The sequence below is a fragment of the Spirillospora sp. NPDC127506 genome, assembly GCF_040302145.1.
In the GTDB taxonomy this organism is placed as follows: Bacteria; Actinomycetota; Actinomycetes; order Streptosporangiales; family Streptosporangiaceae; genus Spirillospora.
The window spans coordinates 1-20,404 of the sequence record NZ_JBEORG010000064.1; the positions used below are offsets into that span (position 1 = coordinate 1).

The 20,404-nt window shown below is 73.0% G+C and carries 19 protein-coding genes, 1 pseudogene and 1 riboswitch; of the genes and pseudogenes, 12 read left to right on the forward strand and 8 right to left on the reverse strand.

Features of this window, described 5'->3' with window-relative positions; all coding sequences use genetic code 11:
- Window positions 1-79: 79 nt before the first annotated feature.
- Window positions 80-571, reverse strand: a complete 492-nt coding sequence (locus ABTW95_RS33650) for a hypothetical protein (protein ID WP_500228409.1) — start codon at window positions 569-571, stop codon at window positions 80-82.
- A gap of 259 nt (window positions 572-830) precedes the next feature.
- Between ABTW95_RS33650 and ABTW95_RS33655 the strand changes: the two genes are divergently transcribed.
- Window positions 831-1,223, forward strand: a complete 393-nt coding sequence (locus ABTW95_RS33655; protein ID WP_500228410.1) for an STAS domain-containing protein — start codon at window positions 831-833, stop codon at window positions 1,221-1,223.
- Here the strand turns inward: ABTW95_RS33655 and ABTW95_RS33660 are convergent.
- The 3 genes and pseudogenes from ABTW95_RS33660 to ABTW95_RS33670 form a co-directional block, all read right to left on the reverse strand.
- Window positions 1,157-1,504 (reverse strand): ATP-binding protein, encoded by a 348-nt coding sequence (locus ABTW95_RS33660; RefSeq protein ID WP_500228430.1) that lies wholly within the window; start codon window positions 1,502-1,504, stop codon window positions 1,157-1,159. The two genes, ABTW95_RS33655 and ABTW95_RS33660, sit on opposite strands and share 67 nt — an antisense overlap.
- Window positions 1,505-1,507: 3 nt before the next feature.
- A complete protein-coding gene (locus ABTW95_RS33665) occupies window positions 1,508-1,849 on the reverse strand; it encodes a group II intron maturase-specific domain-containing protein (RefSeq protein WP_500228411.1) in 342 nt (113 codons plus the stop codon).
- A 91-nt stretch (window positions 1,850-1,940) separates the two neighbouring features.
- Window positions 1,941-2,573 (reverse strand): annotated as a pseudogene (locus ABTW95_RS33670) (ISAs1 family transposase); the annotation flags it as partial.
- Between the two features lie 811 nt (window positions 2,574-3,384).
- On the opposite strand from ABTW95_RS33670, the gene ABTW95_RS33675 reads away from it, so the two are divergent.
- Genes ABTW95_RS33675 through ABTW95_RS33700 form a run of 6 tightly spaced genes read left to right on the forward strand, consistent with a single transcriptional unit; the run spans window position 3,385 to window position 8,930 of the window.
- Window positions 3,385-3,573, forward strand: a complete 189-nt coding sequence (locus tag ABTW95_RS33675; protein ID WP_500228412.1) for a CbtB domain-containing protein — start codon at window positions 3,385-3,387, stop codon at window positions 3,571-3,573.
- 10 nt (window positions 3,574-3,583) lie between these two features.
- Window positions 3,584-4,348: a CbtA family protein gene (locus ABTW95_RS33680; protein ID WP_500228413.1), complete on the forward strand. Its 765-nt coding sequence runs from the start codon at window positions 3,584-3,586 to the stop codon at window positions 4,346-4,348.
- Window positions 4,349-4,353: 5 nt separating this feature from the next.
- Window positions 4,354-4,899, forward strand: a complete 546-nt coding sequence (locus ABTW95_RS33685) for a histidine phosphatase family protein (RefSeq protein WP_500228431.1) — start codon at window positions 4,354-4,356, stop codon at window positions 4,897-4,899.
- Window positions 4,900-4,931: 32 nt separating this feature from the next.
- Complete coding sequence (locus ABTW95_RS33690; protein WP_500228414.1) at window positions 4,932-6,998, forward strand: VWA domain-containing protein; 2,067 nt, start codon at window positions 4,932-4,934, stop codon at window positions 6,996-6,998.
- Window position 6,999: 1 nt separating this feature from the next.
- Window positions 7,000-7,602, forward strand: coding sequence for a cob(I)yrinic acid a,c-diamide adenosyltransferase (gene cobO / locus ABTW95_RS33695; protein ID WP_500228415.1), 603 nt, complete (start codon window positions 7,000-7,002; stop codon window positions 7,600-7,602).
- Complete coding sequence (locus ABTW95_RS33700; RefSeq protein ID WP_500228432.1) at window positions 7,599-8,930, forward strand: cobyrinic acid a,c-diamide synthase CobB; 1,332 nt, start codon at window positions 7,599-7,601, stop codon at window positions 8,928-8,930. Before cobO ends, ABTW95_RS33700 begins: the two co-directional genes overlap by 4 nt.
- Here ABTW95_RS33700 and cobN read toward each other — a convergent pair.
- Window positions 8,885-12,496 (reverse strand): cobaltochelatase subunit CobN, encoded by a 3,612-nt coding sequence (gene cobN / locus ABTW95_RS33705; RefSeq protein ID WP_500228416.1) that lies wholly within the window; start codon window positions 12,494-12,496, stop codon window positions 8,885-8,887. The genes ABTW95_RS33700 and cobN overlap by 46 nt on opposite strands.
- Before the next feature lie 31 nt (window positions 12,497-12,527).
- Window positions 12,528-12,734, reverse strand: a riboswitch (cobalamin riboswitch).
- Between the two features lie 11 nt (window positions 12,735-12,745).
- Between cobN and ABTW95_RS33710 the strand changes: the two genes are divergently transcribed.
- Genes ABTW95_RS33710 through ABTW95_RS33720 form a run of 3 tightly spaced genes read left to right on the forward strand, consistent with a single transcriptional unit; the run spans window position 12,746 to window position 15,971 of the window.
- On the forward strand, window positions 12,746-13,867 hold the full coding sequence (locus tag ABTW95_RS33710; protein ID WP_500228417.1) for a ferredoxin-like domain-containing protein: 1,122 nt from the start codon (window positions 12,746-12,748) through the stop codon (window positions 13,865-13,867).
- Window positions 13,864-14,484, forward strand: a complete 621-nt coding sequence (locus ABTW95_RS33715; protein ID WP_500228418.1) for a precorrin-8X methylmutase — start codon at window positions 13,864-13,866, stop codon at window positions 14,482-14,484. Before ABTW95_RS33710 ends, ABTW95_RS33715 begins: the two co-directional genes overlap by 4 nt.
- On the forward strand, window positions 14,484-15,971 hold the full coding sequence (locus ABTW95_RS33720; RefSeq protein ID WP_500228419.1) for a precorrin-2 C(20)-methyltransferase: 1,488 nt from the start codon (window positions 14,484-14,486) through the stop codon (window positions 15,969-15,971). The genes ABTW95_RS33715 and ABTW95_RS33720 overlap by 1 nt, the downstream gene beginning before the upstream one ends.
- Here ABTW95_RS33720 and ABTW95_RS33725 read toward each other — a convergent pair.
- Genes ABTW95_RS33725 through cbiE form a run of 3 tightly spaced genes read right to left on the reverse strand, consistent with a single transcriptional unit; the run spans window position 15,962 to window position 18,647 of the window.
- Complete coding sequence (locus ABTW95_RS33725; RefSeq protein ID WP_500228420.1) at window positions 15,962-16,693, reverse strand: cobalt-precorrin-6A reductase; 732 nt, start codon at window positions 16,691-16,693, stop codon at window positions 15,962-15,964. The genes ABTW95_RS33720 and ABTW95_RS33725 overlap by 10 nt on opposite strands.
- Window positions 16,678-17,433 carry a precorrin-4 C(11)-methyltransferase gene (gene cobM / locus ABTW95_RS33730; protein WP_500228421.1) on the reverse strand — a complete coding sequence of 252 codons (756 nt, stop codon included), beginning with the start codon at window positions 17,431-17,433 and terminating at the stop codon, window positions 16,678-16,680. Before cobM ends, ABTW95_RS33725 begins: the two co-directional genes overlap by 16 nt.
- Window positions 17,430-18,647, reverse strand: a complete 1,218-nt coding sequence (cbiE, locus tag ABTW95_RS33735; RefSeq protein WP_500228422.1) for a precorrin-6y C5,15-methyltransferase (decarboxylating) subunit CbiE — start codon at window positions 18,645-18,647, stop codon at window positions 17,430-17,432. Before cbiE ends, cobM begins: the two co-directional genes overlap by 4 nt.
- Window positions 18,648-18,708: 61 nt before the next feature.
- Here cbiE and cobF point away from each other — a divergent pair, with 61 nt between their 5' ends.
- Window positions 18,709-19,455 carry a precorrin-6A synthase (deacetylating) gene (gene cobF, locus ABTW95_RS33740; protein ID WP_500228423.1) on the forward strand — a complete coding sequence of 249 codons (747 nt, stop codon included), beginning with the start codon at window positions 18,709-18,711 and terminating at the stop codon, window positions 19,453-19,455.
- Between the two features lie 303 nt (window positions 19,456-19,758).
- A complete protein-coding gene (locus tag ABTW95_RS33745; protein ID WP_500228424.1) occupies window positions 19,759-20,358 on the forward strand; it encodes a superoxide dismutase in 600 nt (199 codons plus the stop codon).
- Window positions 20,359-20,404 lie beyond the last annotated feature (46 nt).

The window sequence follows — 20,404 nt, forward strand, 5'->3', positions numbered from 1 at the left end:
TCACACACCGGTGATACCGCCCGCCCCCGCCCCGGGGTGAGCGAGTCACTCAATCGTGACCAGCGACAACTGATCCGAACTACGAACAGGCCCTAGTGCCCATGACCCGCGCGGCCGCGGTAGCGTCCAACCCGATCACCACCCGAAGCATCAGCGCTTCGGCCTGGTCACCAGGCAGCGCCGCGATCAGCGCAATGGCCTCATCGGTCGACATCTCACCCTCCGCCACCGTGAGCGCCGGGCGCGGCGACGCCGCAGCATCGCCCGCGCCGCAGGTGGAACGGGCCGGGGACATTCGCGCCAAGTAGTCGCCGGCCCGGATCCGCGCGATCGCCGCGGCCCGGCCGCGCAGCCGGACGCAGCCCCCGCCGCGGGATACCCACGGCTCCCTGGCGAGCTGTCGCCACACCTGCGCCGCGATCCGGTCGGCCTCGTCAATGCCCAGTACCCGCAGGTACCGCAGTAACCTCGGGTGCAGGTCCCGATACAGCAGACGGAACGCCTCCTCCTCGGCGGCCAGGCCCGCCCGCCGCGGCCCCGCCCGGCCCAGCCGAACACCGACCCTTCCCACCGCGCACCCTCCGAGATGGACCCTTCACTTAAAACCAGAGACGGACGGTAGCGAAATGAACACGCACCCAAGCGGAGAGCCGCCCGAAACCGTCCAGGACCGGCCAGATCAGCGACCTCATCCATCCGGTAGAGAGTTCGCACTTCACAGTGGCCCATCAGGGTGCGTCACCGAGATCGTTACTTTCTGGCAGCGCGAGGGCGCAGCTTGTGGGGATAATCGGGAGGGTCTGCAGGCCGCTGGTGGAGGAGTGGGCGAGATGACCACGAGCCCGGATGGTTCCTCGTCGGTGCGCAGGCTGAGCGTGGAGTTTGGGGCTGCTGGACCGTGGCTGACGGTCGCGTTGGGCGGAGAGTTGGATGTGGTCACCGTCCCGGCGTTGCTCGACGAGGTCGGCTTGCTGATCGGTCAGAAGACACCGCCGCGGATCGCGCTGGAGTTGTCGCAGGTGAGCTTCTGCGACTCCTCGGGGATCAACGCGTTCATCCGGTTGTGGAAGCGGGCCGGCGCCGTCGGCGGGGAACTGGTGCTGCTGCGTCCGCCTGCCAAGCTGGCCGAGTTGCTGAGCAGGGTCGGGCTGGACGGCTATCTGCACGTCTGCGGGAGGCTCCCCGCTGTGCCGGAGGCGGGGCCTGACCGCGGTCCGGTCTGACCTGCGGTCAGGACGAGGCCGCGGCTTGTTGGGCCTGGGTGCGGCTGAGGCGGTAGGACTGGGTGCTGGTCTCGATGATGGTGGCGTTGAAGGGTGAGCCGGTCGACGATCGCGGCGCAAAGGCGAGGGTCCGTGAACGTCCTGGTCCAGCCGCCGAACGACTCGTTGGAGGCGATCGCGACGCTGGCGGTCTCCTCCCGGTCGGTCAGAACCTGGAAGAGCAGGTCGGCGCCGCGTTTGTCGAGTTCGAGATGTTGGGTCGGCGACGGGACGCCGTGCAGCCTTTAAGGGGTGCTGATCTGCGCTCCGCGGAAGCGGTAGCGTTCGACCTTCATCTTCGCCGGGTTGTAGAGGACGATGCCCTCTGCGGTGATGCGGTCGGTGCCGTAGTAGCGTCGCCGCAGTTGTTTCCAGGTCAGATGCGGGTGCTTGCGGCGGATCCAGAGCAAGATCCTCCACCATGTCCACCATCCCAGGTAGGAGAAGGTCTTCTTGGACGCGCCGTAGCGGAAGTAGGCCGCCCAGCCCCGCAGGATCGGGTTGACCATCCGCAGCACCTGCGCCAACGAGCGCGAGGTCGATCCTCGCCCCGTCAGTTTCTTGATCTTGTGCGTCACCGCCGCCATCCTCGGTGACCACGTGCGGGGTCTGCCCGCCCGACACCAGGGCGGACGCCACGCGCTTGCAGGCCGCGTACAGCACTTCGCGGTTGCCCTTGACCGCCATCAGGTAGTCGGCGTTCTTGTCGTGGACCAGGTGGCGGGCGGTGGCGGCGCAGGTGTGCGCGGCGTCCATCGTCACCAGCGCGCCCTCGATCTCCAGGCTGGCGAGCAGGGTGGTGACCTGGGTGGTCTCGGTGGTGCCCTCGGGAACGCGGATCTGGGCGAGCGTCACCGGGGCCTGGCCCTTGCGGCGGTGGACCAGCGCGGAGAACAGCACCAGCCGCCCGTCGTCGGCCCAGGCACCGTGCAGGTCCTTGCCGTCCAGCGCGATCTGCCACCCGCCCTGGTCGCAGGCGGCGCAGTCCCGCAGCCAGTCGCCGATGACGCGGTCGAGCGCGTCGGCGTCCACCGCGATCAGGACCCGGCGGATCGTGGCGGCTCCGGCAGCGGCCCGCCGCCGCGTGAGCGGGTTCCACCGCGCTCCCACCACAGCGAGCAGGTCCTGGGAGAAGTCCGCGGCCGCCGATCCCATCTCCCGGTAGTTGCAGGCCCCGCCCAGTGTGGCCACCACCGCCGCCGCCAGGACCGCCACCAGCCGGTGCCGGATCCCCCGCGGCTTGCGCGGATCGGTCAGGCCCTCCAGGCCATCCAGCAGCGACGGGACCGCGCGGGCATGCGAAACTGACACCGATGACCTTCTTGTTCGGGTGCTGGAAGCGTGAGAACTCCCATGATCCCGAACAGAAGGTCATCTTCGTTCCGGCGTCACCCTGCGTGGCCGCAACCGATCCGGACAACAGGGCCTGATCACCCCAGACAGGCGACCTCGAAATTGCCCTGCCCCACGACCTTGCGATCGGACCGGTGTGAACACTTTCCAAGTTGATCGAGGTCAACTTGGACCGCCCTCGTTGTGAACCTCCTCATAAATGCCGAGTCAGGGCTCCGGCCTGACCGTCATAGCGGACTGCCGGTCCGGGAATCACCACCTTCCACAATGGCCGGTTGTTCGTATGACCAAGCGGGCGGCCTGGTCGAGGTTGGTGACCGGCGGAGGCAGCGGTTTCAACGGGAGTTCGTTGGGGATTCCTGGTGAGGCCGACGCTCGTCGCAGGAGGTCTCGCGGCTCGGAACTGGTGAAGATCCTGCTCGTCGCCCGCGACGGAGGAGAAACGATTCGCTGTTCTTGCGGATAGCTGGCGTAGCGCCTGTGATATCGGCTGTTCCGGAGCGGCGGGTTTAGCTGTGTCGTGCGCGGGTACATGCAACGGCTCTGCAGGCGGGTGCACGAACTGGAGGCGCCATCGCCACGGTCGACAGGTTGACAGGCGGCCTGCCAGGTCGTACATTTCGCCTGATTCACGGTTGCCCGAGGGAAATCCGGTGAGATGCCGGTGCGGACGCGCCACTGTATCCGGGACGAGAGTCCTGGGAGCCAGGTCACTCGGGCGGCCGCGACCTCATTGTCCGGGACGCGCCAGATCCCCTGCGGAGGCACCGTGAGCACGCTGTCCACACCAGGTAACATCCCCCTTCCCCGCCTCGTTCCATGGCTGCTCACGGTTCCCGTGCTGCTGCTGATCAGCTACCTCGTCCTGATGGACAACGGGGCCGTGTCGCAGACCGGCGGCTACCTGCACGAGCTGATGCACGACGGGCGGCATATGCTCGGCGTGCCCTGCCACTAGGGCCCGCTCCATGATTCGCACCCTGCTGGTCAGGGGCCTTCTGTTCGGCCTGCTGGCCGGGTTCGTCGCGGGCGCTTTCGCGTTCGCCGTGGGCGAGCCTCGCATCGATGACGCGATCGCGCTGGAGGAGGCCGCTGCGGCGGCCGAGCCCGCACACGACCACGCTCAGCACGAGCACGAACACGCCGCCGCGGGCGGGCACGAGCACGGGGACGAGGTGAGCCGGGGCACGCAGAAGGCCGGGCTCTTCCTCGCCACCGGCCTCTACGGGCTCGCCGTCGGCGGCGTCTTCGCGCTCGTCTACGCGGGACTGCGGGGCCGGGTCGGTCCCCGGTCGGACGGGGGGCTCGCGCTCGCCGCCGCCGGGACGGCCTTCGCCGCGGTCATCGTCGTCCCGTTCCTGAAGTACCCCGCCAATCCCCCGGCGGTGGGCGACCCAGAGACGATCAACAGCCGGACGCTGCTGTACCTGGCGATGGTCGGTGTCGGGCTGCTCGCCGCGGCGATCGCGGTGACGACCGCGAGGCGCGTCCCCGGCGGGCCGTGGGCGCGCTGGCCGGCCGCCGTGCTCGCCTTCCTGATGCCGGTCGTGGTGGCATCGCTGCTGCTGCCCGGTGTCAACGAGGTGCCGGACGGGTTCCCGGCGACGCTGCTGTGGCAGTTCCGCCTGGCCTCGCTCGGGACGCAGGTGGTGTTCTGGACGGCGTTCGGTGTCCTGTTCGGCTGGGCGTGCGACCGGGCGCAGCGTCCTGCCCGCGCCGCCGTGCCCGCTTGAACGGAGTGCTGTTCGTCCGGCACACCACGTCGGCGGGGATGCGGGAAGGCTGTTTCCCCGCCGACGACCCGGCCGACGCGGGCGGTCTGGCCAAGGCACGGCTCTTGGCCGGGACGCTGGGGTGCGTCGAGGCGTGGGCGTCACCTTCGCGTGCGGCCCGGGAGACCTGTGCCGCGCTCGGCGTCGACGCCCGGCCGGTCGCGGCGCTCGCCGAGGCCGGTCATGGCCGCTGGGCCGGCGTCCCCTACGCGCGGGTCGCGGCGGACGAGCCGGAAGCGCTGGCCCGCTGGCTGTCGGACCCGCACGCCGTCCCGCACGGCGGCGAGAGCCGCGCCGCCCTCGCGGCCCGCGTCGCCGCCTGGCTCGGCACCGGCCCGTCCGGTGTAGCGGTCTGCGATGCGGGCGTCATCCGGGCGGCGCTCGCGCACGCCCTCGGCATGGCCGTCACCGCCGCGGACCGCATCGATCTCGCACCGCTGTCCGTCACCGGGCTCACCGCAGCCACGGGCGGCTGGCGGGTCGCCCACGTCAACCGGAAGGTCCTCGTGTGAACGCCTCGTATCCATTCAGCGCCGTCGTCGGCATGGACGATCTGAAGCTGGCGCTGCTGCTGAACGCGGTCTCTCCCCGGGTCGGCGGGGTGCTGGTGCGCGGGGAGAAGGGCACCGCGAAGTCGACGATCGTCCGCGCGCTGGCCGCGCAGTTGCCCGGCGTGGACGTCGTGGCGGCGTGCCGGTTCGCCTGCGACCCGGCCGCGCCGGACGCGTCCTGCCCGGACGGCCCACACGAGCCGGGCGGCCCGGCGGAGCGGCGGCCGGCCACGCTGGTGGAGTTGCCGGTCGGCGCGTCGGAGGACCGGCTCGCCGGGTCGCTGGACGTCGAGCGGGCCCTCACCGAGGGCGTCAAGGCGTTCGAGCCGGGCCTGCTGGCGGCCGCGCACCGCGGCGTCCTGTACGTGGACGAGGTGAACCTCCTGCACGACCATCTGGTGGACCTGCTGCTGGACGCCGCCGCGCTCGGCACCTGCTATGTCGAGCGGGAGTCGGTGTCGGTCCGGCACGCGGCGCGTTTCCTGCTCGTCGGGACGATGAACCCGGAAGAGGGCGAGTTGCGTCCGCAGCTTCTCGACCGGTTCGGGCTGACGGTCGAGGTGCGTGCGTCGCGTGACCCGGGGGAGCGCGCCGAGGTCGTCCGGCGGCGGCTGGCGTTCGACGCGGATCCAGGGGCGTTCGCCGCGCGCTGGGCCGGCGCCGAGGCCGATCTCGCCGCGCGCATCTCGGCCGCGCGGCAGCGGCTGGACGGCGTACGGCTCCCGGACGAGCGCCTCGAACAGATCGCGGCCGTGTGCGCCGGGTTCGAGGTGGACGGCCTGCGCGCCGACCTCGTCACGGCGAACGCCGCCATGGCGCACGCGGCCTGGCAGGGGCGGGACAAGGTGACCGGCGACGACGTCCGCGCCGCCGCCCGCCTGTCGCTGCCGCATCGCCGCCGCCGCGATCCGTTCGACGCCCCCGGCCTGGACGAAGCACTGCTCGACGAACTCTTGGACAAGACGTCCCCCGACGACGACCCGCCCCCCGGCGGATACGGGGAATCATCACCGGACGTCGAAGGGCCATCAGGAGACACCGGACCCCCAGGTGACACCGGGCCATCGGGTGGCGGTGGACCAACAGGTGACAGTGGGCCAGCGGGTGACGACCGACCACCGGCTGGTAGTGGGCTATCGGGTGGCAGTGAGGCATCGTGGGGCGATCCGCAACCGGAAGACTGCGGGTCATCGAACGGTGATGCCTCGGCGGGTGCGGAGCAACTGTCGGCGCGAGGCGGAGGTGCGGACGGCGCGGAGGATTCCGGGGGGGCGGTCGCGGGGGTGGCGGCGCCGCACGCGGTGCCGCTGCTGGAGGTTCCCGGTGTCGGCGATGGTGTCGCGGGGCGACGCTCGCGGGCGCGGACGGTGCGAGGCCGGATCACCGGGGCGCGCCGTCCGGCCGGGCGGGTCCGCGACCCGCACGTGGTGGCGACGCTGCTGGCCGCCGCCCCGCACCAGCGGGCGCGCAGAAGGTCCGGGGCGGGTCTCGTACTGCGGCCGGACGATCTGCGGGAGGCGGTCCGCGAGGGGCGCGAGGGCAATCTCGTGCTGTTCGTCGTGGACGCCAGCGGGTCGATGGCCGCGCGCCGCCGCATGACCACGGTGAAGACCGCCGTGCTGAGCCTGCTGCTGGACGCCTACCAGCGCCGCGACAAGATCGGCATGATCACCTTCCGCGGCCGGGACGCCGACCTCGTCCTGCCGCCGACGTCATCGGTCGAGGCCGGCGCGGCACGGCTGCGCGCGCTGCCGACCGGGGGCCGCACACCGCTGGCCGCCGGGCTGGTCCGGGCAGCGGAGGTGCTGCGCGCCGAGCGGCTGCGCGATCCGGCGCGGCGCCCGCTGCTCGTGGTCGTCACCGACGGACGCGCCACCGCGGCGGGCGACGTGGACCGGGCGGCGGGCCTGCTCGCCGGCACGGCCGGGATCGTCGTGGACTGCGAGGACGGCCCGGTCCGGCTCGGTCTGGCGGGGCGGCTCGCCGTTCGGCTGGGTGCGCGGCTGGTCCCGCTGGGCGAACTGGATGGAATCGTGCGCGAGCACAGGAAGGCGGCCTGACATGCCCCAGGGGAAGCCCGTGTCCGTCCCCGACGACGGACTCACCACCCGGCAGCGCCGCAACCGGCCGCTGCTGATCGTCCACACCGGGCCGGGGAAGGGGAAGTCGACGGCCGCGTTCGGGATGGCGCTGCGGGCCTGGAACCAGGGCTGGCCGGTCGGGGTGTTCCAGTTCGTGAAGTCGGCGAAGTGGCGGATCGGCGAGGAGCGGGCCCTGCGGGTGCTGGGCGACAGCGGCGAGGGCGGCCCGGTCGCCTGGCACAAGATGGGCGAGGGCTGGTCGTGGATCCAGCGGCCCGGCACCGAGGCCGACCACGCGGCGGACGCGCGGGAGGGCTGGGAGCAGATCAAGCGCGACCTGGCCGCCGGGACGTACCGTTTCTATGTGCTGGACGAGTTCACGTATCCGATCAAGTGGGGCTGGCTGGACCTGGACGACGTGCTGGAGACGCTGACCGGCCGTCCCGGCGACCAGCACGTCGTCGTCACCGGACGGGACGCGCCGGAGCAGCTCATCGAGGCGGCCGACCTGGTGACGGAGATGGGCAAGGTCCGGCATCCGATGGACGCCGGGCAGAAGGGGCAGCGGGGCATCGAGTGGTGATCCCGCGGCTCGTCATCGCGGCCCCCGCGTCCGGGAGCGGGAAGACGACGGCCGCGACGGGGCTGATCGCCGCGCTGCGGGCGCGGGGCCTGCGCGTCTCGCCGCACAAGGTCGGCCCCGACTACATCGACCCCGGCTATCACGCGCTGGCGGCGGGGCGTCCGGGCCGCAACCTCGATCCGTGGCTCGTCGGGGAGGAGCGGGTCGCCCCGCTGTTCCTGCATGGCGCGGCCGGCGCCGACGTGGCCGTGGTCGAAGGGGTGATGGGCCTGTTCGACGGGCGCGCCGACACCGGGTTCGCCTCCACGGCGCACGTCGCGCGACTGCTGGACGCCCCGGTCGTGCTGGTCGTGGACGCGGCGCGCCAGAGCCGGTCGGTGGCGGCGCTCGTGCACGGGTTCGCGACGTTCGAGCCGGGTGTGCGGATCGGCGGTGTCATCCTCAACCGGGTCGGCTCCGACCGGCATGAGGAGCTGTGTCGGAGCGCGCTGGAGTCGACGGGCATACCGGTGCTGGGGGCGATCCGGCGGGACGGCGGCATCGTGAACCCGTCCAGGCATCTCGGGCTGATCCCGGCCGCCGAGCGCGGCGCGGAGGCCGTGCGGGCGGTGGAAGGGCTCGGTGAGTTGATCGCCCGCTCGTGCGATCTGGACGCGCTGCTCCGCCTCGCCGGCACCGCTCCCCCGCTGCCCGGCCCGGCGTGGGACCCAGCCGATCACGTCGAGACGGTGGACGGCCGTCCGGTCGTGGCGGTGGCGGGCGGGGCCGCCTTCACCTTTTCTTATACGGAGCATGTGGAGTTGCTGCGCGCGGCGGGCTCCGAGGTGGCCGTGTTCGATCCGCTGCGGGACGAGGCCCTGCCGGACGGGACGGCGGCGGTCGTCATCGGCGGCGGGTTCCCGGAGGTGCACGCCGCCGAGCTGGCCGCGAACACGCCGATGCTCGACGCCGTGGCGGCCTTCGGCGGCCCGATCGCCGCCGAGTGCGCCGGACTCCTCTATCTGTGCGAGGAACTCGATGGCCGGAAGATGTGCGGGCGCGTGCCGGGGCGGGCGCGCATGGCGGCCCGGCTGACGCTCGGCTATCGGGAGGCGGTCGCGGTGGCGGAGTCGCCGCTGACCCGTCCCGGCGAACGGTTCCACGGGCACGAGTTCCACCGGACGGCCCTGTCCACCGACGCGGCACCGCTGTTCCGGTGGCGGGACGGCTCCGACGGCTTCGGAGACGAGCGCATCACCGCGTCCTATCTGCATCTGCACTGGGCCGGATACCCAGAGCTGGCTCAGCGGCTGTTGTCGTCCTCCAGGTCGCCTTCGGCCTTGAGGTAGACCTCCTGGAGGCTCTGGAGGACGTCCGGGTCGGGGTGTTCCCACATGCCGCGCTCGGCCGCCTCCAGCAGGCGTTCGGCGATGCCGTGCAGCGCCCACGGATTGGACTGCTCCAGGAACGCGCGGTTCTCCTCGTCCAGGACGTAGGCGGCGGTGAGCCGGTCGTACATCCAGTCGGCCATGACGCCGGTGGTGGCGTCGTAGCCGAACAGGTAGTCGACGGTCGCGGCCAGCTCGAACGCGCCCTTGTAGCCGTGGCGGCGCATCGCGGCCAGCCACTGCGGATTGACGACGCGGGCCCGGAAGACGCGCGCAGTCTCCTCCGACAGGGTGCGGGTGCGGACGGCGTCCGGGCGGGTGCTGTCCCCGACGTAGGCTTCGGGGGCCTTGCCGGTCAGCGCGCGGACGGTCGCGATCATGCCGCCGTGGTACTGGAAGTAGTCGTCGGAGTCGGCGATGTCGTGCTCGCGGGTGTCGACGTTCTTGGCGGCCACCGCGATCCGCCGGTAGGCGCTCTCCATGTCGTCGCGGGCGGGGACGCCGTCGAGGTCGCGGCCGTAGGCGTGGCCGCCCCACACCGCGTACACCTCGGCGAGGTCGGCGTCGTCGCGCCAGTTGCGGCTGTCGATGAGCGGCAGCAGCCCGGCCCCGTAGGCGCCCGGCGCCGACCCGAACACCCGCAAAGTGGCGCGCCGTCCGTCGCCGTGCTCGCGCGTGTCGGCCCGGACATGGGCGCGGACGTAGTTCTCCTCCTCCGGTTCGTCGAGGCCGGCCACCAGCCGGACGGCGTCGTCCAGCATGGCGACCACGTGCGGGAACGCGTCCCGGAAGAAGCCGCTGATGCGGACGGTCACGTCGATGCGCGGCCGGCCCAGTTCGGCGAGCGGGACCGGCTCCAGATCCGTGACACGGCGGGACGCCTCGTCCCATGCCGGGCGCACGCCGAGCAGCGCCAGCACCTCCGCGACGTCGTCGCCCGCCGTGCGCATCGCGCTCGTGCCCCAGACCGACAGACCCACCGAGCGCGGCCATGCGCCGTGGTCGGCGCGGTAGCGGTCCAGCAAGGAGTCGGCCATCGCCTGGCCGGTCTCCCAGGCGAGGCGGCTGGGCACGGCGCGCGGGTCCACCGAGTAGAAGTTGCGGCCGGTCGGCAGGACGTTGATGAGCCCGCGCAGCGGCGACCCGCTGGGGCCGGCCGGAACGTATCCGCCGTCCAGTGCGTGCAGGATGTGGTCGATCTCGTCGGTGGTGCGGGCCAGGCGCGGAACCACCTCGTTGGCGGCGAAGCCCAGCACGCGGGTGACGAGTTCGCGGCGCTCCTCGGGGGCGTGTTCGGCGGCGACGCGTCCGGCGTCCTGCGCCGCCCATCCTGCGTCCTCCATGGATTGGACGAGTGCGCGGGCGGTGGCTTCGGCGGCGTCTGTGTCGGTGAGGCCGGCGGTGCCGTCCTCGGTGAGACCGAGCGCCTCGCGCAGGCCGGGCAGCGTCTCCCGCCCCGACCACATCTGCCGGGCGCGCAGCATCGCCAGCACCAGGTCCACCCTGGTCGAGCCGGTCGGTGCCTCGCCGAGGACGTGCAGCCCGTCGCGGATCTGCGCGTCCTTCACCTCGCACAGCCAGCCGTCGACGTGCAGGAGGAAGTCGTCGAACTCGGTGTCGTGGGGGCGGTCGTCCAGGCCGAGGTCGTGGTCGAGTTTCGCGGCCTGGATCAGCGTCCAGATCTGGGCGCGGATCGCGGGCAGCTTCGCCGGGTCCATCGCGGCGATGGTGGCGTGCTCGTCGAGGAGCTGTTCGAGGCGGGCGATGTCGCCGTAGGTCTCCGCGCGGGCCATCGGCGGCACCATGTGGTCCACCAGGACGGCGTGCGCGCGGCGCTTGGCCTGCGTGCCCTCGCCGGGGTCGTTGACCAGGAACGGGTAGATCAGCGGGACGTCCCCGAGCGCCGCGTCCGTGCCGCACGAGGCGGACATGCCCGCCGCCTTGCCGGGCAGCCATTCGAGGTTGCCGTGCTTGCCGACGTGCACGATCGCGTGCGCGCCGAACTCGTCCGACAGCCACCGGTAGGCGGCCAGGTAGTGGTGGCTGGGCGGCAGGTCGGGGTCGTGGTAGATCGCGATGGGGTTCTGCCCGAAGCCGCGCGGCGGCTGCACCATCACCACGACGTTCCCGGCGCGGAGCGCGGCGAGGACGATGTCGCCGTCCTGGACGAACAGCTCCCCGGGCGGCGGACCCCAGTGCCGCTCCATCTCCACCCGCAGATCACCGGGGAGGGTACGGTACCAGCGCTCGTAGGACGCGGCGGAGATGCGGACGGGATTGCCCGCGAGCTGCTCTTCGGTGAGCCAGTCCTCGTCCTGCCCGCCCGCCGCGATGAGCGCGTGGATGAGCGCGTCGCCGTCCTGGCCGTCGACGCCGGGGAAGCCTTCGCCCAGGTCGTGGCCCGCCTGCGCGAGCCGGGCCAGGAGCCGGACGGTGCTCGCCGGGGTGTCCAGGCCGACGGCGTTGCCGACCCGGGAGTGCTTGGTCGGATACGCCGACAGCATCACCACAACGCGGCGCTCCACGGCCGGGGTATGCCGCAGGCGGCCGTGCCGGACGGCGATCCCGGCCACCCGCGCGGCCCGCTCGGGGTCGGCGGCGTAGACCGTGAGGCCGTCCTCGCCGGTCTCCTTGAACGAGAACGGAACGGTGATGATGCGCCCGTCGAACTCGGGGATCGCGACCTGCGACGCGGCGTCCAGCGGGGACAGCCCATCGTCGCTGCGCTCCCAGTCGGCCCGGCCGGTGGTGAGGCACAGGCCCTGCAGGACCGGGACGTCCAGCGCGGCGAGGGCGCCGACGTCCCACGCCTCGTCGTCGCCGCCCGCGCCGGCCGTCGCGGGCCGCGACCCGCCCGCCGCGAGGACGGTCACCACCAGCGCGTCGGCCTCGCCGAGCGTATCGAGCAGCGCCGGCTCGGCGGTGCGCAGCGACGAGCAGAACACCGGGAGCGGTCGTCCGCCCGCGTCCTCGATGGCGGCGCACAGCGCTTCGACGAACGCGGTGTTCCCGGCCATGTGGTGGGCGCGGTAGTAGAGGACGCCGACGACGGGCCCGTCCACGGCGCGGGAGCCGCGCTCCAGCCGGCCCCAGGTCGGGGTGGGGCGCGGGGGCGCGAAGCCGCGGCCGGTCAGCAGCACCGTGTCCGACAGGAAGGCGTGCAGCTCGGCCAGGTTGCCGGGCCCGCCGTGCGCGAGGTAGGCGTGCGCGTCGGCGCACACGCCGCCGCTCACCGTCGACAGTTCCATCAGCTCGGCGTCGGGGGCCTGCTCGCCGCCGAGGACCACCACGGGCCGGGGCCCCGCGAGCAGCGCGTCGAGCCCGTCCTCCCAGGCGCGGCGCCCGCCCAGCAGCCGGACGACGACCAGATCGGTGCCATCCAGCAGCGCGGGCAGGTCGTCCACGGCCAGCCGCGCGGGGTTGCCGAGCCGGTAGACGGCGCCGGACGCGCGGGCGCTCAGCAGATCGGTGTCGGACGTCGACAGCAGCAGGACGGCGCGCTCCTGCGCATGCGTGCCAGCGGACACGGCTGAACCTCCCCCTGGGGTCCTCGCCCCGGTAGCGGGTGTCGCGACGGCAGGAGTCTCCTGACTCCCGGATCAGCGCTCGCCCCGGCCTTCCCGTCCGCGTCGGACAGTGGCCTCAAGCGGGGTTCGCTCCCCGGTCACAGTGGCGGGACCGCGCCGGATTCGCACCGGCTTCCTCCCATTGCCATCGCCTGGTGAGAAGAGTACGGCAGCGAGGGCCGCCTGCAAACTGTGGTTAACATCCTCCCCGTGCCGAATGTCAACGTGCCGAGCGTCAACCGGGCGGGACGCGCCGACGCCTGCCCCGGAGCACTGCAGACCCACGAAGCCGCCGACGGCCCGCTGGCCCGGGTCCGCACGCCGGGCGGCGCGGTCTCCGCCGCGCAGCTCGGCATGCTTGGCGCCGCCGCCCGAGAGCTGGGCCGCGATGTGATCGAGCTGACCTCCCGCGGCAACCTCCAGCTGCGCGGCGTCCGGGACCCGGCGGTGCTCGCGGAGCGGCTGGCGGACACCGGGCTGCTGCCCTCGCCGTCCCATGAGCGGGTGCGCAACGTCGTCGCCTCCCCGCTCGGCGGGCGCGGGCCGCGCGGCGCCCTCGCCACGGATCCGCTGGTCACGACGCTCGACCGGGCCCTGTGCGGCACGCCGCGGCTGGCCGGGCTGCCGGGCCGGTTCCTGTTCGCGTTAGACGACGGCACCGGCGACATCACCGGCCTGGACGCCGACGTCACGTTCGGCCCGGACGGTCTCCGGCTGACCGGGACGCTGCTCGACCTGGCGTCCGGTGATGATCCGGTCGGGGCTATGCTCGCGGCGGCGGAGGCTTTCCTCGACGTCCGGGAGGACGCGTGGCGGCTCGCCGAGGTGCCGGACGGCATACGGCTCGTTGCCGAGCGACTGGGCGGGACACTCCGAGAGAGTTCGGCGCCTTCGGCCCCCTCGTCCCCGTACGCCGGGTTCATCGAGCAGCGTGACGGGCTGGTTTCGCTTGAGGCCGTGCCTCCGCTCGGACGGTTGTCCGGAGCGCAGGCCGAGGCGCTCGCCGATACCGCTACGGAGGTCCGGGTGACGCCGTGGCGAAGTGTCGTGCTACGCGACCTTGCCGAGGCGCGGGCGGTCGCCGCGAAGCTTGAGGCGGCGGGCCTGGTGACCGATGCCGCGTCGCCGTGGGTCGGTGTGACGGCCTGCACGGGAAGCCCCGGCTGCGCGAAGTCGCGCGGCGACGTCCAGGGCGAGGCGCGGCGCTGGGTCGGCGGCCTGGACATCGCCCCAGAGACTCCCGTCCACTGGGCGGGATGCGAGCGACGCTGCGGGATGCCCCGCGGCCCGGTCGTCCTGAAGATGGCGGGACCGATGGAAGGGCAGCAGTGATCGACTACGTCCGGGACGGCGCCGAGATCTACCGGCGGTCCTTCGCGACCATCCGCGCCGAGGCCGACCTGTCCGGCCTGCCGGACGACGTCGCGCGGGCCGCCGTCCGGATGATCCACGCCTGCGGGATGACCGACCTCGTGGACGACCTGGCGTGGTCGCCGGAGGTCGTGCGGCGGGCGCGGGCCGCACTGCTGGACGGGGCGCCGATCCTGTGCGACGCGCGGATGGTCGCGTCCGGGATCACGCGGGCGCGGCTGCCCGCCGCCAACCCGGTCGTGTGCACCCTGGGCGAGCCGGGCATGCGCGAACTCGCGGCGCGGCTCGGCACCACGCGGAGCGCGGCGGCGCTGGAGCTGTGGCGCGACCGGCTGGACGGCGCGGTGGTGGCGATCGGCAACGCGCCGACCGCGCTGTTCCGGCTGCTCGAACTGACCGAAGAGGGCGCAGGACGTCCGGCGGCCGTCATCGGGATCCCGGTCGGGTTCATCGGCGCGGCCGAGTCCAAGGACGCGCTCGCCGCGAGCGGCCTCGACCACCTGACGGTGCGCGGCCGGCGCGGCGGCAGCGCGATGACGGCGGCGGCGGTCAACGCCATCGCCAGTGAGGCGGAATGATGACCGGACGGCTGTACGGCGTGGGCGTCGGGCCCGGCGACCCCGAACTCGTGACCGTCAAGGCGGCGCGGCTGATCGGCGCGGCGGACGTGGTCGCCTACCACTCCGCCCGCCACGGCCGCAGCATCGCCCGCTCCATCGCCGCGCCCCATCTGCGCGACGGCCAGATCGAAGAGCCGCTGGTGTACCCGGTGACCACCGAGACGACCGATCATCCGGGCGGCTACCGGGGCGCGCTCGACGAGTTCTACGCCGACTGCGCCGCCCGCCTCGCCGAACACCTGGACGCCGGCCGTGATGTCGTCGTGCTCAGCGAGGGCGACCCGCTCTTCTACGGCTCCTATATGCACCTGCACAAGCGGCTCGCACCCCACTACCCGGCCGAGGTGGTCCCCGGCGTCACGTCGCTGAGCGCGGCGTCGGCGGCGGCGGGGCGTCCGCTGGTGGAAGGCGAGGAGACGCTCACCGTGCTGACCGGCACGCTGCCCGGCGACGAACTGGCCGAGCGGCTGCGCGGCGCGGACGCAGCGGCCGTCCTCAAGCTCGGCCGGACGTTCGGCAAGGTCAGGCAGGCCTTCGAGGACGCGGGACGGCTCGGCGACGCACGGTATGTGGAACGGGCCGCCACCGACCGGCAGCGGGTCGCGCCGCTCGCCGAGGTCGACCCGGCGGAGGTCCCGTACATGTCCCTCGCCCTGCTGACCAGCCCGGCGGACAGGTCGTTCGAGGCCCCGCCGCCGACCAGACCGGAGCGATCCGGCGGCGTCACCGTCGTCGGGCTCGGCCCGGCCGGGCGCCCCTGGCTCACCCCGGAGGCGCAGGACGTCCTGGCGTCGGCCACCGACCTCGTCGGCTACGGTCCGTACCTCGACCGAGTCCCGGCGAACGCGCGGCAGCGGCGGCACGCGTCGGGCAACCGGGTGGAGGCGGACCGGGCCCGGCACGCACTGCTGCTCGCGCGGGACGGCGCACGCGTCACCGTCGTCTCCTCCGGCGATCCCGGCGTGTTCGCCATGGCGGCGGCGGTGCTGGAGGTCGCGGCCGAGGACGAGTTCGCCGACGTGCCGGTACGGATCGTCCCCGGGCTGACCGCCGCGCAGGCCGTGGCGAGCCGGGTCGGTGCGCCGCTCGGCCACGACTTCTGCGTCCTGTCGCTGTCGGACCTGCTCAAGCCGTGGGACGTGATCGCCCGGCGGCTCACCGCCGCGGCCGAGGCCGACCTGGTGCTGGCCCTGTACAACCCGTCATCCAGCCGCCGCAGGCACCAGCTCCCGGCGGCGCGCGACCTGCTGCTGGAGCACCGCTCCCCCGAGACACCGGTGGTGATCGGGCGCGACGTCGGCGGCGACGACGAGAGCGTCACCGTGACCACGCTCGGCAAGCTGGACCCCGAGCAGGTCGACATGCGGTGTCTGGTCATCGTCGGATCGTCCACCACCCGCATGACCGACCGCGGCGTGGTCTACACGCCCCGCAGCTACCCCTGAACCCAGGCGGCGGCGTCCGCGGCGTCGCCGACCGTCCGGACGCCGCCGGGCGGGCGGGGACGGTCGACCATGATCACCGGTATCCGCGCGTCGCGGGCCGCGGTGAGCTTCGCGCGGGTCATCGCGCCGCCGCTGTCCTTGGTGACAAGGACGCCGAGCCGGTGCTCGCGGATCAGCGCACGCTCGCGGTCCACGGTGTAGGGGCCGCGCGCGATCAGTACCCGCACGTTCGGCGCGACGGGCGGTTCGGGCGGGTCGACGGACCGCGCGAGGAACCAGGCGTCGGTCCGGGCGGCGAACATCGGGATGCTGCGCCGCCCGGTGGTGAGGAACACGCGAGCGCCCGCCGGGACGCGGGCGGCGGCCTCGGCCAGGGACGGGACGCGCTGCCAGTCGTCCCCGTCCTCTTCGTCCCAGCCGGGCCGCAACAGCGCGATCAGCGGCACGCCCGCAGTCCGCGACGCGTGCGCGGCCGAGGCGCTCATCCGCTCCGCGAACGGATGCGTGGCGTCCACGAGACGGTCGATGCGGTGCTCGCGCAGCCACGCGGCCAGCCCCTCGGGGCCGCCGAAGCCGCCGACGTGCACCTCACCCACGGGCAGCCGCGGCTCGGTGACCCGCCCGGCCAGCGACGACACGACGTGCACGCTCGGGACGTCCGCGAGCAGGGCCGCGAGCGCCCGCGCCTCCGCCGTCCCGCCGAGGATCAGGACGCGGCGCATCCCCGGTCCCGTTCGGCGGAGTACAGGTGGCTGCCGGGGAACGCCGACGCCGCCAGCACCCGGCCGACGACGATGACCGCTGTCCGCTTCACTCCAGCCTCTGCCACGAGCTCCGCGATGTCGGCCAGCGTGCCGCGCAGGATCACCTCGTCGGGGCGGCTGGCGCGGGCGACGACCGCGACCGGGCAGTCCGCGCCGTAGTTGGGCACCAGCTCGGCCACCACCTGCTCGATGCGCTGGACGGCCAGGTGCAGCACCATCGTGGCGCCGCTCTTGCCGAGCGTGGCGAGGTCCTCGCCGTCCGGCATCGCCGTCGCGCGCGCCGCCGTGCGTGTGAGGATCACCGTCTGCCCGACCCCGGGGACCGTGAGCTCCCGCTTCAACGACGCCGCCGCCGCGGCGAACGCCGGTACACCCGGAACGACCTCGTAGGGGACGCCCTCCGCGTCCAGCCGGCGCATCTGCTCGGCGACCGCGCTGAGCACCGACGGGTCGCCCGAGTGCAGGCGCGCGACGTCCAGGCCATCGCGGTGCGCGGCGGTCAGCTCGGCGATGATCTCGTCCAGGGTCAGGTTCGCGGTGTCGACGAGCCGCGCGCCGGGCGGGCACGCGTCCAGCAGCTCGCGCGGCACGAGCGACCCCGCGTACAGGCACACCGGGACCGACTCCAGGATGCGCAGCCCGCGCACGGTGATGAGGTCGGCGGCGCCCGGGCCCGCCCCGATGAAGTACACGGTCATGCGTGGTCCTTCCATGTCGTCCAGAGGGTGACGGGCATCGCCGGACGCCAGCCGGTGAACCCGCCGAGCGGCGCGGCGCGCTCGACGCCGACGCGGACCAGTTCACCACCATGCGCGCGGCGGGCCTCAGCGACCCGGACCTCCGATTCAAGCGTCACGGCATTGGCGACGAGCCGCCCACCCGGCTTCAACGCGTCCAGGCAGCGTTCCAGCAGGCCGGGGGAGGTGAGACCGCCGCCGACGAACACCGCGTCGGGCGCCGGCAGACCGTCCAGCGCGTCCGGGGCCCGCCCTTCCACGACGCGCACACCGGGCACACCCAGCGCCTTGGCGTTGCGGCCGATCCGTACCGCCCGCTCCGCGTCCCGCTCGATCGCGATCGCCTCGCACGACAGATGCGCCCGCGCCCACTCGATCGCGACGCTGCCCGACCCGGCACCGACGTCCCAGAGCAGCTCGCCCGGCAGCGGCCCGAGACGCGACAGGGTGATCGCGCGGATCTCGCTCTTGGTGATCTGGCCGTCATGCTCGAAGGCACTGTCGGGCAGACCCGCCGTGCGGGGCAGCGGCGCCGCCTCCGGGCCGGGCGAGCACTCGACGGCGACGATATTGAGGGCGGATCCGGCGGGCTCGTCCCACTCCCCCGCCGTTCCGCCCCGCACGGACTCGCTCTCCGCCCCCAGGTCACACAGCACGGTCATCCGGCTGGGCGCGAAGCCACGCCCGGTGAGCAGCTCCGCGACGACCGACGGGGCATCGCGTCCCGCGCCCAGGACCAGCAGACGGCGGCCAGGGGCGATGAGCGCATGCAACGTCTCGGCGGGACGGCCGACGAGGCTGTGGACGTCAACCGACTCCAGCGGCCAGCCGAGCCGCGCGCACGCCAGCGACATCGACGACGGATGCGGCAGGACCCGCACCCTGGCGGCGCCGAACATCCCCGCGAGCGTGGACCCGATCCCGTAGAACATCGGATCACCGCTGGCCAGAACGGCGACCGCGCGTCCTTCGTACCGCCGGATCAGTCCAGGAAGCGCCGGGAGCAGCGGGGACGGCCACGCGACCCGCTCGGCCTCGCCCTCCGGCACCAGATCGAGCTGCCGGCGCCCGCCCAGCAGCACGTCCGCCTCCCGCAACGCCGCGCGGGAGGACTCCGGAAGCCCGCCCCACCCGTCGGCGCCGATCCCCACGACGGTGATGACACGCGCGTCCACTGGCCTCCTCGGATCAATGCGGCGCCAAGCCTATATCAGCCGCTCTGGCACACTTGCGAAGGTGAAGCGGCTCTTGATCATCGGCATCGGCGCGGGCGACCCCGACCACCTGACGTTCCAGGCAGCGAAGGCGATCGCCGCCGCCGACGTCTTCCTCATCGTCGACAAGGGCGAGACCAAGCACGACCTGGCCCGGCTGCGCCACGACCTCATCGAAGCCCACGCACGCCCTGGACACCGGATCGTCGAAGCCCGCGACCCCGAACGCGACCGCACCGCCTCGGCGTACACGGCCGCCGTCGAGGACTGGCGCTCCCACCGTGCACGTATCTACGAGTCATTCATCACCGACGAACTCGCCGACGGGCAGACCGGCGCCCTCCTCGTCTGGGGCGACCCCGGCCTCTACGACAGCACCCTCGCCGCCCTGGAGGAGATCGAAGCCGAGTTCGACCATGAGGTGATCCCGGGCATCAGCAGCATCTCCGCCCTCACCGCCAGCCACCGCATCGCCCTGACCCGGGTGGGCCGCCCCGTGCACATCACCACGGGCCGCCGCCTGGCCGCCGAAGGCACCACCGCCGACGATGTCCTGGTCATGCTGGACGCGGCCTGCTCCTTCACCGAGACCGCCGCCGGCTTCCACATCTACTGGGGCGCCTACCTGGGCACACCCGACGAGATCCTGATCTCCGGCCCGGTCGAGGAGGTCGCCGACCAGATCCGCACCGCCCGCGCCGAGGCCCGCGCCCGCAAGGGCTGGATCATGGACACCTACCTCCTCCGCCGCACCTCCCCCGGCTCCTGACCCGCGTCCTCCGCCGAAGGCCGGGCGGGTGCGGCACCTGCCGGGTTCCCCGGTGACGGTGCCCGACTGCGGGGGGACGTCGGCCTGCCAGCGGCGGCCGCGGCGCGCGGTGTCGCCGAACTGGCACGCGACCGAGGTGACGGCGCCGCAGTGGCCGAAGTGCGCGAGCGCCCCCGCACCGGCCCCCACCAGATCATCGTCCTCCCCGAAGGAGACGGCCCCCGCAGGAAAGGAAGCCGTTGAGCCGGAGGCGACACGGCTGCAATGTTGATGCAGTTGCGACACATTTGCAATAGTGGCCGCATGACGTACTCACTTCCGGACCTTCCTTACGACTACGCCGCCCTGGAGCCCGCCATCACCGGCGAGATCCTGGAGCTTCACCACGCCAAGCACCACGCCGCCTACGTCAAGGGCGCCAACGACACGCTGGAGAAGCTGGACGAAGCGCGTGACAAGGACCAGCTCGGCGGGCTGGTGGGCCTGGAGAAGACCCTGGCCTTCAACCTGTCCGGGCACGTCCTGCACACGATCTTCTGGGACAACCTGTCCCCCGACGGCGGTGACCGCCCCGACGGCGAGCTCGGCTCGGCGATCGACGAGCACTTCGGCTCGTTCGAGGCGTTCAAGAAGCAGCTCACCGCCGCGACCGCGACCGTCCAGGGATCAGGCTGGGGCGTGCTCGGCTGGGAGCCCCTCGGGCAGCGGCTGGTCGTCCAGCAGGTCTATGACCACCACGGCAACGTCGGCATGGGCTCCACCCCGCTGCTGGTCTTCGACGCCTGGGAGCACGCCTACTACCTGCAGTACCGCAACGTGCGCCCGGACTACGTCCAGAAGCTCTGGGACCTGGTGAACTGGAACGACGTCGCTGCCCGGCTCACCGCCGCCAAGAACGCCTGACACCGGATCAGGCCCCGCGGACCGCGGCGCCCACCAGACCCCGGAT

Excerpts from the sequence above, each read along its gene's own strand:
- ABTW95_RS33720 (WP_500228419.1), top strand. The coding sequence starts at position 14,484 with ATGACCGGACGGCTGTACGGCGTGGGCGTCGGGCCCGGCGACCCCGAA.
- ABTW95_RS33655 (WP_500228410.1), top strand. The coding sequence starts at position 831 with ATGACCACGAGCCCGGATGGTTCCTCGTCGGTGCGCAGGCTGAGCGTG.
- cobO (WP_500228415.1), top strand. The coding sequence starts at position 7,000 with ATGCCCCAGGGGAAGCCCGTGTCCGTCCCCGACGACGGACTCACCACC.
- ABTW95_RS33745 (WP_500228424.1), top strand. The coding sequence starts at position 19,759 with ATGACGTACTCACTTCCGGACCTTCCTTACGACTACGCCGCCCTGGAG.
- ABTW95_RS33725 (WP_500228420.1), bottom strand. The coding sequence starts at position 16,693 with ATGCGCCGCGTCCTGATCCTCGGCGGGACGGCGGAGGCGCGGGCGCTC.
- cobM (WP_500228421.1), bottom strand. The coding sequence starts at position 17,433 with ATGACCGTGTACTTCATCGGGGCGGGCCCGGGCGCCGCCGACCTCATC.
- ABTW95_RS33665 (WP_500228411.1), bottom strand. The coding sequence starts at position 1,849 with ATGGCGGCGGTGACGCACAAGATCAAGAAACTGACGGGGCGAGGATCG.
- ABTW95_RS33690 (WP_500228414.1), top strand. The coding sequence starts at position 4,932 with ATGGACGATCTGAAGCTGGCGCTGCTGCTGAACGCGGTCTCTCCCCGG.
- ABTW95_RS33680 (WP_500228413.1), top strand. The coding sequence starts at position 3,584 with ATGATTCGCACCCTGCTGGTCAGGGGCCTTCTGTTCGGCCTGCTGGCC.